Below are 11,946 nucleotides of genomic sequence, written 5' to 3'. Positions count from 1 at the left end.
GCCTATTCTCCCGCCATCAGCGAGACGGACGACTTGCCGCGCGCGCCGGTCGGCACCTTGCGAAAGTCGAGATCGCGGCTGACCAGTCGCTCGACGCCTGCCGCCGCATCGGCCAGCAGCTGGCGATAGCCGGTAATGGCGCGCGCGAAAATGTTGTAGATCACCACCGCCGGAATGGCCGCGACGAGGCCGATGGCGGTGGCAAGCAGCGCTTCGGCAATGCCCGGCGCCACCACGGCGAGGTTGGTGGTCTGCGACTGCGAGATGCCGATGAAGGAATTCATGATGCCCCAGACGGTGCCGAACAGGCCGACAAACGGGCCGACGGAGCCGATGGTGGCAAGCGCGCCGGTGCCGCGCATCATGCGTCGCCCGGCAAAGGCCTCGATGCGCGACAGCGAGGAGGAGACGCGCTCCTTCACGCCGCTGTTGTTGGCATAATCCAGAGCGCCTTCGGAGAGTTTCAGTTCCAGCGCCGCCTCGCGCAGCATCAGCGCCGCCGGGCCACCGCGCCGCTCGGTGGCGGCCAGCGCTTCGGACAGCGTGCGGGCATTGCGGATGGCCTTGATGACGCCGTTGACGCGGCGGCGCGCACCGGCAAGCTCCAGCGACTTGGCAAGCCACACCGTCCAGGTGATCAGCGAGGCAAGCGCCAGACCGGCCATGACCCCCTTCACGACCCAATGGGCCGCCATGAACATGCCGAGGGGGGAGAGATCATGGGGAATGTCGCTGCGCGGAGCCGGATGCATGAACTGCTCGAGAAGGCCGGCAGTCTCGCCTTCTGTCGCGCTGGGCGCGGACGCCTGCACCTCCACGGCACCTTGAGCCGATGCCTCCGGTGCGGCAACGCCGCCAGTGGCTGCAGACTGGGCGTCGCCGATCGCCGCATTGTCCTGTAGTGCCGGCGCACCGGGCTGTGATGCTGAAGGCTGCGCAGCCGCAGGTGGGGGTTCGGTTGATATGGCAGGTGCGGTCAGGCGCGGCTGGGTGGCGGTCGGGTCCTGCGCCTCAGCGCCGCAGGCGAGCGACAGGAAGAGCGCTGAACCGATTACCAGAGCGGTCGGCGAAAATGCGCTACGCGTCTCGTTTCCGGCCTTCCGGACGGTCGCGGACGAGGTTGTCCAGGACAGGACGGTCAAGGGCGAAAGGGTCGGCATGGGCATACTCCGGACACGTTTTCGGGCAGGCGCTCAGCCGCAAAGCCACGTTCCGGCTGGCACGCAATGCGGCGGGTGATGGCCATGGGCGGTGCACCGCATGCGTTTCAAGCCTATCCGATAATAAACTTGAGTTATTTTCGCAAGAATAATGTGCTGAAAAACTGGCAGAATTAATCAGGTTTTGCCGGGACAGGCGATGCCCGTCTGGATTGCGCGGACCGGAAACCCAACCGTCGAAGGCCTGTGCCGGGGTTCCCGCTTACAGTGGACGAAATGCAAAACGCCGGGCACAGGGCCCGGCGCTGGATGGTGTCTCTGTCCGTACGTCAGAGCGTACGGGTAACATGTTCCACGCGGAAGCACTCGATGGTATCGCCGGCGCGGATGTCTTCGTAGTTCTCGAAGGCCATGCCGCATTCCTGACCGACCGGCACTTCGGAGACTTCGTCCTTGAAGCGCTTGAGCGTCTTGAGCTTGCCTTCGTGGATGACCACGTTGTCGCGAACGAGGCGCACGCCTGCACCGCGCTCCACCTTGCCTTCGATGACGCGGCAACCCGCGACCTTGCCGACCTTGGTGATGTTGAACACCTCCAGGATCTCGGCATTGCCGAGGAAGGTCTCGCGGCGTTCCGGCGAGAGCAGGCCCGACATCGCTGCCTTCACGTCATCCACCAGATCGTAGATGATGTTGTAGTAGCGGATTTCGGTGCCGGTGCGTTCGGCCAGCGTACGGGCCTGCGCATTGGCGCGGACGTTGAAGCCGATGATGGCGGCATTCGAGGCCTCGGCCAGCGAAATATCCGATTCCGTCACGCCGCCAACGCCCGAATGGACGATACGGGCACGCACTTCGTCGGTGCCGAGCTTTTCCAGCGCGCCGGCAATGGCTTCGATCGAGCCCTGCACGTCGCCCTTGATGAGCAGCGGGAACTCCTTCATGCCCGACGTCTGCAGCTGGCTCATCATCTGTTCCAGCGAACCGCGCGAACCGGACTGGCGGGCTGCCGCCTTGTCGCGGGCGAGACGCTGGCGATACTCGGAGATTTCGCGGGCACGGGCTTCGTTTTCCACGACGGCGAACTTGTCACCGGCAGCCGGCGTACCTGACAGACCGAGAACCTCGACCGGCATGGCAGGACCCGCTTCCTTGACGTGTTCGCCCTTATCGTTGACGAGCGCGCGCACACGGCCCCACTGGTCGCCGGCAACGATGATCTGGCCGGGCTTCAGCGTGCCCTTCTGGATCAGGACGGTGGCAACGGCACCACGACCGCGGTCGAGCTGGGCTTCGATGACCGAGCCTTCCGCCGTGCGGTTCGGGTTTGCCTTGAGGTCCAGAACTTCGGCCTGCAGCAGGATGGCTTCCAAGAGCTTGTCGAGATTCAGGCCGTTCTTGGCCGAGACTTCGACGTCGAGCGTTTCACCGCCCATGGATTCCACGAAGACTTCGTGCTGCAGCAGCGCGGTGCGAACGCGCTGCGGGTCGGCCGTCGGCTTGTCGATCTTGTTGATCGCCACGATGATCGGAACACCTGCTGCCTTGGCATGGTTGATGGACTCGATCGTCTGCGGCATCACGCTGTCATCAGCGGCCACCACGAGGATGGCGATGTCGGTGACCTGCGCACCACGGGCACGCATGGCCGTGAAGGCTGCGTGGCCGGGGGTGTCGATGAAGGTGATCTTCTGGCCGTTCTGCTCGACCTGATAGGCGCCGATGTGCTGGGTGATGCCACCGGCTTCGCCAGCCACCACATTCGCCTTGCGGATCGCATCGAGCAGCGAGGTCTTGCCGTGGTCGACGTGACCCATGATGGTGACGACCGGCGGACGCGGCAGAAGCTCGCCTGCGTCGTCGGCCACGTTGAAGATGCCTTCTTCAACGTCGGATTCGGAGACGCGCTTGACGGTATGACCGAATTCGGTGGCGATGAGTTCAGCGAGGTCGGCGTCGATGACGTCGCCCGGCTTCATCATCTGGCCTTCCTTCATCAGGTACTTGATCACGTCGACGGCGCGTTCGGACATGCGCTGCGACAGTTCCTGAATGGTGATGGTTTCCGGCAGGATGACCTCGCGCATGACCTTTTCGCGGGTTTCCTGCATCTGGCTGCGGCGGAACTTTTCCTGGCGGCGGCGCATGGCCGACAGCGAACGGCCACGGGCGTTGCCGTCCTCGTCCACGTCAGCCGTCGTGACCGTCAGCTTGCCGCGACGGCGATCGTCTTCCTTCGGGCGGGCCGGAACCTTGGCAGGAGCGGGAGCCGCCACCTTGCCGCGGGCCGGGCCACGGGCGGAACCGCGATCGTCGTCCTCGTCATCCGATGCCTTGCGGCTGCGTGGCGCGACGCCGGCCGGTGCGGGGGCTGCCCCGGGAGCCGCCGGGCGCGGCGGCTGCGGACGATTGTCCGGAGCGCGTGCGGCAACAGGTTGCGGTGCCGGCTGTGCTGCAGCGGCCGGGCGTTCGACGGCTGCTGCCGGCTGCGGCTGGGCGGCAGCTTCCTCCTTGGCCGCTTCGGCGGCAACCTTGGCTTCCTCAGCCAGGCGGGCTTCCTCTGCGCGGGCCTCTTCAGCGCGGCGCGCTTCCTCGACCTTGCGGCGCGCTTCCTCTTCGGCGCGCTGCTTGGCTTCGATCACGTCGCGGGCCTGAGCCTCGGCAAGCGCACGGCGACGGGCATCCATCTCGCTGGCCGAGAGGTCGTGCAGGACATTGCCACGCGGACGATCCGGCTGGCGCTGCGGCTGCTGCGGACGACCCTGGTTGTTCTGGTGACCCTGATGGCCCTGTGGGCGCTGGCCCTGCTGCGGACGCTGCTGCTGGTTGGGCTGGTGGATGCGCGGCGGCGGCGTGGTCTGGGCCGGGCGCGGCTGCGGAGCCGGCGCTGCTGCCTCTGCCGGGCGCTGCTGCGGCTGGGCAGGGGCTGCCACCGGCGTGATCGGCTTTTCATCTTCCGGGCGGATCGGGCGACGCTTGCGCGTCTCGACCACGACCGCCTTGGTGCGACCGCGACCCATGTCCTGGCGTACGGTACCCTGGGCCATCCCTGAGGGCTTCAGGGTGAGGGTCTTCTTGCCCGTAACGCTGAGTGTCTTGTCGTCTTTACTGTCGGTCATCCGTTCCTGTTCCTTCCGACAGGAACAGAGATGGCAACCATCAGATCCTGTCGTTCAATACATGTCTTCCAATGCGGCAGCCGGCGATTGCCGGTAACCGCGTCATGTCCTTGACCGGCCAGCGCCGCCATTCGCTCCGGAGTGACCGCCAGTGCGGTACGTTTCGAGCTTGGTTGCGCGCTTCACTACACCCTCACCCGCCTGTCCGGCAAGCGCCGCGGCATGGATAAAAGCATTCTGGCCCATCAGTTCGTCCATTTCGGCCGCAGTCAGAAGCCGGAAGGAGGGAATGTCCTCCTCGGCCTCTGTCCCGAGCCTCCAGGCCTTGCGGGCCTGGTCAATCTTTCGCACGCCGTCGGCTGCGGCATCGGCCGCATGAAACACACCAACGGCCTCGCCGCCACGAATGGCGGCATCCACTTTCATGGCGCCGGAGATGAACTGGCCCGCCTTGCGCGCCATGTTCATCATGCCCACCATGTCGGCCACCAGAAGGCGGTCGACGAGGTCGACAAGCTCGGCGGAGGCCTTGGCCTCCATCTTCAGTGCCCGCGAGAACAGCTTGCGCTGAACCGCCCGCTCGACCAGGCCACGTTCGGCCCGGATCCAGCAACCGCGGCCCGGCAGCTGGCGTTTCAGATCCGGCACCACCTGGCCATCAGGCCCCGCGACGAAGCGGATGAGGTCCGCCGGATCGGTCGCCTCACGGGTGACGATGCAGGTGCGATCGTTCACCACGAGATCCTCGTCGTCCGCGTCATGCTCGGGCGCCGCGATCATTGTTCGGCAGCGGCATCCGCCTCCTCGTCAACCGCTTCCCCGGCCTCATCGGCCTGTTCGCGGGCCAGATCCTCTTCGGTGATCCAGCCGGCCAGCAGACGGGCCTGCACGATCATGGTCTCGGCTTCCACGCGGGATACGTCGAACTTGGAGAAGATGCCTTCGTACTTCTTCGTCTCGCCGTCCTTGCGTTCGGTCCAGCCGATCAGGTCGTCGGCGGCGCAGCCGGCAAAGTCTTCCACCGTCTTGATGCCGTCCTCGCCGAGCGCCACCAGCATCTTGCCGGTCAGGCCCTCGATCTGGCGCAGTTCGTCGGCAACGCCGAGTTCGCGGCGCTTGGCATCCATTTCCGCCTCGAGACGGTCGAGATATTCGCGGGCGCGGGTCTGGATCTCGTTGGCGGTGTCGTCATCGAAGCCGTCGATCGAGGAGATCTCGTCGAGATCGACATAGGCAAGTTCTTCCACCTGGGCAAAACCTTCGGAGGCGAGAACCTGGCCGACCATCTCGTCGACGTCGAGGGCGTCCATGAACAGGTTGGTGCGCTCGTTGAATTCCTTCTGGCGGCGTTCCGATTCCTCGGCCTCCGTCATGATGTCGATGTCCCAGCCGGTCAGCTGCGAAGCGAGACGCACGTTCTGGCCGCGACGGCCGATGGCGAGCGACAGCTGCTCATCCGGAACCACCACTTCGATGCGTTCTGCATCTTCGTCGAGAACGACCTTGGCCACTTCCGCCGGCTGCAGTGCGTTGACGATGAAGGAGGCCGGATCGGCCGACCACGGAATGATGTCGATCTTTTCGCCCTGCAGTTCGCCGACGACGGCCTGAACGCGGGAGCCGCGCATACCGACGCAGGCGCCGACCGGATCGATCGACGAATCGTTCGAGATGACGGCGATCTTGGCGCGCGAACCCGGATCGCGGGCCACCGACTTGATCTGGATGATACCGTCGTAGATTTCCGGCACTTCCATGGTGAACAGCTTCACCATGAACTGCGGATGGGTACGCGACAGGAAGATCTGCGGACCGCGCTGTTCACGACGCACGTCGTAGACATAGGCGCGGACGCGATCGCCATAGCGCATGTTTTCGCGCGGGATCATCTCGTCGCGGCGGATGATGCCTTCGCCACGGCCGAGATCGACGATCACGTTGCCGTATTCGACGCGCTTGACGGTGCCGTTGACGATTTCGCCGACGCGGTCCTTGAACTCGTCATACTGGCGGTCACGCTCGGCTTCGCGCACCTTCTGCACGATGACCTGCTTGGCCGACTGGGCGGCGATACGGCCGAAATCCATCGGCGGCAGCGGATCGGCAATGAAGTCGCCGATCTTGGCATCGACATTGCGGTCGCGGGCCAGAAGCAGCGGGATCTGGGTGTTGTAATCCTCGGCCTGTTCGACCACTTCCAGCAGACGCTGCAGGCGGATTTCGCCGGTCTTGGAATTGATGTCGGCGCGGATATTGCTCTCCGTGCCGTAACGGGAGCGGGCCGCCTTCTGGATCGCATCGGCCATCGCGGCCAGAACGATCTCGCGGTCGATGACTTTTTCGCGCGCCACTGCATCTGCGATCTGCAGAAGTTCAAGCCGGTTCGCACTCACTGCCATTGTTGTCGGTCTCCGTAGATCGAATGTCTGCTGCCGGCCGGGTTGCGGCGGGCAAAATGGGGTCTGTTCAGTCTTCGTCGGCTTCGTCGTTCTGGTTGGCGGCTTCCGCCTTGGCCAGCTTGTCGGCGCGCAACGCATCCCGGATCAGGTCGTCCGTCAGGATCAGCTTGGCTTCCGCCAGCGCCGCATAGGGAACGGTCACGCGCGGTTCTTCGCCGTAGGCAACCTGGTCGCGCTCCAGCGTAAAGCCGTTCTCGTCCGTCTCGGCGATCTTGCCGCGGAAACGCTTGCGGCCATCGAGCAGGACGGAGGTCTCGCACTTCACCAGATGCCCGCTCCAGCGGACGAAATCGGACTTGCGCACCATCGGCCGGTCGATTCCCGGCGAGGACACTTCCAGATGATACGCCTTATCGATCGGATCTTCCACATCGAGAACCGGCGAAACCGCCATGGAGACCGCTTCGCAGTCTTCCACGGTCATGGTGCCGTCGTTGCGCTCGCACATGATCTGCAGCGTCAGACCGTTCTGGTTGAGAAGCCGCACCCGGACAAGGCGAAAATCCATCGCCTCCAGAGTGGGCTCGATGATTTCCGCGATCCTGAGGTCGAGACCCGTCTCGACGATGAGACGCGGTTCCTTCTGGCTGTCCTGCATATGGTCTTTCGGCGTGGTCGCCGTCCCGGCGATGAAGTTCCGTTGGCCTGACCGCCTAATAAAAAAGAGCGGGTCCTTCGCGGGCCCACTCTTCATCTGACGATCAAGAATTTACGGTTCATATACGCGCTAAACCCGCCGATTGCAAGGCCTTGCCGGGGTGGGCCCGGCAAGGCCGGATTTCCGCTTGCCGCCACCGCCGCCACGACTAGTTTAGGCATCGACATGAATCACAGCGAGGTCCACCGTGCCCGAGCGGGTTTCCCCCCTGGCGCCATTCGGCCACCAGACATTCCGCACCATCTGGATCGCCAGCATCGCCTCCAATTTCGGCGGACTGATCCAGTCCGTGGGTGCTGCCTGGATGATGACGGCAATTTCCCGCTCGGAAAACATGGTGGCGCTGGTGCAGTCCTCCACGGCGCTGCCCATCATGCTGTTTTCGCTGGTAGCAGGTGCGCTCGCCGACAACTTCAACCGGCGCAGCATCATGCTGGCAGCTCAGGGCTTCATGCTCGCCGTCTCGGTGCTGCTCACTGTCTTTGCCTTCTTCGGCTGGCTCGACCCGTGGTTGCTTCTCGCCTTCACCTTTTTGATCGGTTGCGGCACGGCCCTTAACAACCCCTCGTGGCAAGCCTCCGTCGGCGACATGGTTCCGCGCGCCATCCTGCCGGCGGCCGTCACGCTGAACAGCGTCGGCTTCAACATCACCCGCAGCCTCGGGCCCGCGATCGGCGGGGCGATCGTGGCGGCTTTCGGGGCCGCCGCCGCCTTTGCCGCCAATGCCGTCAGCTATCTGGCGCTGATCTATGCGCTGATCCGCTGGCAGTCGGAGGTGCCTGCGAGCAAGCTGCCGCGCGAAACGCTGGGGCGGGCGCTCTCGGCCGGCTTCGGCTATGTGGCGATGTCGCCGAAGCTGGTCAACGTGCTGTTCCGCTCCGCGCTGTTCGGCCTGTCGGCCAGCGCCATCCTGGCGCTTCTGCCGCTCGTCGCGCGCGATCTGGTGGCCGGCGGTCCGCTGACCTACGGCTTCATGCTGGGCGCCTTCGGCATCGGGGCCATTGGCGGAGCACTTCTCAATGCGAGACTGCGGGAACTGTTCTCCAGCGAAATGATCGTCCGGATCGCCTTTGCCGGCTTCGGCGTGAGCGCGGTCGTGGCGGCTCTCTCCACATCCACCCTGCTGACCTCGGCCGTTCTGCTCATTCCCGGGGCCTGCTGGGTACTGGCGCTGTCCCTGTTCAACACCACGGTGCAGTTGTCGACGCCGCGCTGGGTGGTCGGGCGTGCGCTCTCCTTCTATCAGACCGCGGCCTTCGGCGGCGTCGCGGTCGGCAGCTGGCTCTGGGGCCGGCTGGCGGAAGACCACGGCGTGGCCACCGCGCTGATGCTGGCGAGCCTTGCCATGGTGCTCGGCGCAGCCATCGGCTGGAAGTTCGCGCTGCCTTCGCTCGAGACCCTCAACCTCGATCCGGTCAACACGTTCCGCGAACCGTCGCTCCGCCTTGATCTGCAGCCGCGCAGCGGTCCCATCGTTCTCCTCATCGATTACGTGATCCGCGAGGAGAACGTGCCGGAATTTTTGGCGCTGATGTCGGAGCGCCGGCGCATCCGCATCCGCGACGGCGCCCGCCAGTGGGCGCTGCTGCGCGATCTGGAAAACCCGGACATCTGGACGGAAACCTATCACACCGCCACCTGGGCGGATTACGTGCGCCACAACCAGCGCCGCACCCAGGCTGATTCCGAAGTGTGGACCCGCATCCGCGCCCTGCATGCCGGGGAAGAGGGGCCGCGCGTCCACCGCATGATCGAGCGCCAGGCCATTCCGCCGCGCGATGCCGGCGACGACATCTTCCACAAGACATCCATCGATCTTCATCACTGAGGGCAGGGGCGGCAGATGGTCGAGATACGAAAGGCAGCGCACCGGGACCTTGGCGCCATCGTCGCCATGCTGGCTGACGATGCGCTGGGTCTTTCCCGCGAGGTGGTGTCCGATCCCGTCGACAGCCGCTACGAGGCGGCCTTCGCCGCCATCGACGCGGATCCCAACCAGCTGCTGGCCGTGGTCGTCCGCGCGGATGGGGCGGTGATCGGCTGCCTGCAGGTGAGCTTCATTCCCGGCCTTTCCCGGCTGGGTCTCTGGCGCGGCCAGATCGAAAGCGTGCGGATCGCCAGCGGCGAACGCGGCGGCGGGCTCGGCCGCCTCATGATCGGCTGGGCCATCGAGGAATGCCGCAAGCGCGGCTGCGGCCTCGTGCAGCTCACCTCCGACAAGCGCCGCGACGAGGCGCTGCACTTCTATGAATCCCTCGGCTTCGAGGCGACGCATGAGGGCTTCAAGCTGAACCTGTAGAGCGCTTCCGGCGAAAGCGGGATCGCCGGTGACGTTCCATCTTTTTGTTTCCTATTCAGTTGCAGGGGCGAAACCGGTTGCCGCTTTCGCGGGAATGACCCTAGCGCAGTTTTGCCTTCAGGCCTTCGTCTGGAAAGCAGGTCGGTGAAAACCCGTTCTTTGCCTGCCAGTCGCCGAGCGAGCGGCGGGTCTTGAAGCCGGCAAGACCATCGGCCTTGCCCACGTCATAGCCCTTGGCCTGCAGCGCCGTCTGCATGGCGAGCACATCCGAGCGGCGCATCTTGCCGACCGGCCCCCAGCCACCGTCGAAGGCGCCGGCGCCATAGGCGATCCGGTCGGCCAGATTGCCGATGAAGAGCGCGTAGAGGTCGGAATTGTTGTATTCCTTCAGCACGTAGAAATTCGGCGTGACGATGAATTCCGGCCCGTTGCGGCCGGCGGGCACCAGCATCATGCCCTCCACCCTGGCCTCATGGGCGGGAAAGGGTTTTGCGGAGGTGCGGGCAATCCCCATCGCGGCCCAGGCGGCAATCGGTTTCGCGAGATCCGGCCCTTCCTGCGCACAGGACACAGCGGCCGGGATCGACACTTCGAAACCCCAGTCGCGGCCGCGCTGCCAGCCCTTCAGCGCAAGATAATGCGCGATCGAGCCCAGCGTGTCCGGCACTGAATCCCAGATGTCGGCGCGGCCGTCGCCATCGAAATCCACCGCATAGCGGGCATAGCTGGAGGGCATGAACTGCGGCTGGCCAAGCGCGCCGGCCCAGGATCCCATCATCCGCCCCGGCGCCACGTCGCCATGCTGGAGGATGCGCAGCGCATCGATCAGTTCGGCGCGGAACATCGCCTTGCGGGTCGACATGAAGGCCTTGGTCGCGAGAACCTCGATCGCCGGATAGGGAAGCTTCGCGCGGCCATAGCCGGTTTCTCGGCCCCAGATGGCAAGGACCACCGCGCCCGGCACCCCATAGGTGCGCTCCACCTGGCGCAGCGTCGCCGCATGCGTTTCGGCCAGCATCCGGCCGGTCGCTGCCAGCGCCTGCAGCCGCGTTTCGGAAAAATAGGCGCCTGGCGAGGAGAATTCCGCCTGGCTCTGATCCTGTTCCTTCGGGGGCGTCGTGCCGGGCGGCACGAGATCCGGCAGGCTCCAGTTCAGACGAATGCCGCGAAAGGCGCTGTCGATCGTCGCCTGAGAGACACCGGCCTTGCGGGCATCGGGGGTGAGATCGCGGCTGATCCAGCTGCGGAACTGCGCCTCCACCTCGGATCTGGAGGAGGCCGCGAGGGCGGGGAGGGTGGTCAGCGTAGCGAGGGCAAAGGCGGAGAGAAGCTTGCTGCTGAATGACACAGTCCCCCACCCAATCCCCCTCTGGCCTGCCGGCCATCTCTCCCACAAGGGGGGAGAAGACCTGCGGCCCCGCCATGCCCCGATCAAGGCGACGAGATCGCGGCAGGTTAAGCCCCTCCCCCTTGTGGGGAGGGGTTGGGGAGGGGTCTTTGTGACCCATCCAGTCGTCGTTCCACTCAAGGAGAGGGGGAATCTCGCGGATCTGTCCATGTCCACCGACGATCCGGAAGTGTCATGCCGTCGGGTGAAAATGTTCCGAAGAAGCCCTGTCAACCTATCGCCTCCTCCTGTCACCCTCATATCGCCGTGCGCGCCCTCAGCGCCGCCGTGAGCGTTCCCTCGTCCAGATAGTCCAGCTCGCCCCCCACCGGCACGCCATGCGCCAGCCGGGTGATCTTCACCGGAAGATCGGACAGACGGTCGGTGATGTAGTGCGCGGTCGCCTGGCCTTCCACCGTGGCATTGACCGCCAGGATGATTTCCCGCACGCCGCCCTCGCTGACGCGGGTGATCAGACCCTTGATGTTGAGATCGTCCGGCCCGACGCCATCGAGCGGCGACAGCGTTCCGCCCAGCACGTGATAGGCGGCGTTCATGGCACCGGCCCGTTCCAGCGCCCAGAGGTCGGAGACATCCTCCACCACGATGATCACCGACTGGTCGCGGCGATCGTCGGTGCAGACCGTGCACGGGTCGCTGGTATCGACATTGCCGCAGCGCGAGCAGACCTTGACCTTGTCATAGGCCTCGCCGAGGGCGACCGAGAGCGGCCCCATCAGCTGTTCGCGCTTCTTGATCAGGTGCAGCGCCGCCCGCCGTGCCGAACGGGGGCCGAGCCCCGGCACCTTGGCGAGCAGCTGGATCAGTTTTTCGATTTCGGGACCGGTAACGCGTTTTGCCATG

Annotated in this window: 9 protein-coding genes; 2 read left to right on the top strand and 7 right to left on the bottom strand. The window is 65.1% G+C overall.

What is annotated here, in order from left to right; genetic code table 11:
* Nucleotides 1-2 precede the first annotated feature (2 nt).
* The 5 genes from exbB to rimP all read right to left on the bottom strand — a co-directional run bounded on the left by exbB (nt 3) and on the right by rimP (nt 7,336).
* Nucleotides 3-1,160, bottom strand: a complete 1,158-nt coding sequence (gene exbB, locus F3H95_RS21770) for a tonB-system energizer ExbB (RefSeq protein WP_149747539.1) — start codon at nt 1,158-1,160, stop codon at nt 3-5.
* 329 nt (nt 1,161-1,489) lie between these two features.
* A complete protein-coding gene (gene infB, locus F3H95_RS21765; protein WP_149747538.1) occupies nt 1,490-4,279 on the bottom strand; it encodes a translation initiation factor IF-2 in 2,790 nt (929 codons plus the stop codon).
* Nucleotides 4,280-4,381: 102 nt separating this feature from the next.
* Entirely contained in the window at nt 4,382-5,059 is a 678-nt protein-coding gene (locus F3H95_RS21760) for an RNA-binding protein (RefSeq protein ID WP_143124257.1), read from the bottom strand.
* Nucleotides 5,056-6,678, bottom strand: coding sequence for a transcription termination factor NusA (gene nusA, locus F3H95_RS21755; RefSeq protein ID WP_149747537.1), 1,623 nt, complete (start codon nt 6,676-6,678; stop codon nt 5,056-5,058). The genes F3H95_RS21760 and nusA overlap by 4 nt, the downstream gene beginning before the upstream one ends.
* A gap of 67 nt (nt 6,679-6,745) precedes the next feature.
* Nucleotides 6,746-7,336: a ribosome maturation factor RimP gene (rimP, locus tag F3H95_RS21750; RefSeq protein ID WP_143124255.1), complete on the bottom strand. Its 591-nt coding sequence runs from the start codon at nt 7,334-7,336 to the stop codon at nt 6,746-6,748.
* 247 nt (nt 7,337-7,583) lie between these two features.
* Between rimP and F3H95_RS21745 the strand changes: the two genes are divergently transcribed.
* Together F3H95_RS21745 and F3H95_RS21740 are read left to right on the top strand one after the other, a co-directional pair.
* Entirely contained in the window at nt 7,584-9,224 is a 1,641-nt protein-coding gene (locus F3H95_RS21745; RefSeq protein WP_143124254.1) for an MFS transporter, read from the top strand.
* A gap of 15 nt (nt 9,225-9,239) precedes the next feature.
* Nucleotides 9,240-9,695: a GNAT family N-acetyltransferase gene (locus F3H95_RS21740; RefSeq protein WP_149747536.1), complete on the top strand. Its 456-nt coding sequence runs from the start codon at nt 9,240-9,242 to the stop codon at nt 9,693-9,695.
* 100 nt (nt 9,696-9,795) lie between these two features.
* Here the strand turns inward: F3H95_RS21740 and F3H95_RS21735 are convergent, their stop codons facing one another.
* Nucleotides 9,796-10,998, bottom strand: a complete 1,203-nt coding sequence (locus tag F3H95_RS21735; protein WP_244618105.1) for a lytic murein transglycosylase — start codon at nt 10,996-10,998, stop codon at nt 9,796-9,798.
* 341 nt (nt 10,999-11,339) lie between these two features.
* Nucleotides 11,340-11,945 carry a recombination mediator RecR gene (gene recR / locus F3H95_RS21730; protein WP_143124251.1) on the bottom strand — a complete coding sequence of 202 codons (606 nt, stop codon included), beginning with the start codon at nt 11,943-11,945 and terminating at the stop codon, nt 11,340-11,342.
* Nucleotide 11,946: the final 1 nt, after the last annotated feature.

Source organism: Rhizobium sp. RU35A (assembly GCF_900156005.1).
GTDB classification, from domain to species: Bacteria; Pseudomonadota; Alphaproteobacteria; order Rhizobiales; family Rhizobiaceae; genus Neorhizobium; species Neorhizobium straminoryzae.
This window is presented reverse-complemented; position numbering and strand designations above follow the sequence as displayed.

Excerpts from the sequence above, each read along its gene's own strand:
- exbB (WP_149747539.1), bottom strand. The coding sequence starts at position 1,160 with ATGCCGACCCTTTCGCCCTTGACCGTCCTGTCCTGGACAACCTCGTCC.
- rimP (WP_143124255.1), bottom strand. The coding sequence starts at position 7,336 with ATGCAGGACAGCCAGAAGGAACCGCGTCTCATCGTCGAGACGGGTCTC.
- F3H95_RS21760 (WP_143124257.1), bottom strand. The coding sequence starts at position 5,059 with ATGATCGCGGCGCCCGAGCATGACGCGGACGACGAGGATCTCGTGGTG.
- infB (WP_149747538.1), bottom strand. The coding sequence starts at position 4,279 with ATGACCGACAGTAAAGACGACAAGACACTCAGCGTTACGGGCAAGAAG.
- nusA (WP_149747537.1), bottom strand. The coding sequence starts at position 6,678 with ATGGCAGTGAGTGCGAACCGGCTTGAACTTCTGCAGATCGCAGATGCA.
- F3H95_RS21740 (WP_149747536.1), top strand. The coding sequence starts at position 9,240 with ATGGTCGAGATACGAAAGGCAGCGCACCGGGACCTTGGCGCCATCGTC.
- recR (WP_143124251.1), bottom strand. The coding sequence starts at position 11,945 with ATGGCAAAACGCGTTACCGGTCCCGAAATCGAAAAACTGATCCAGCTG.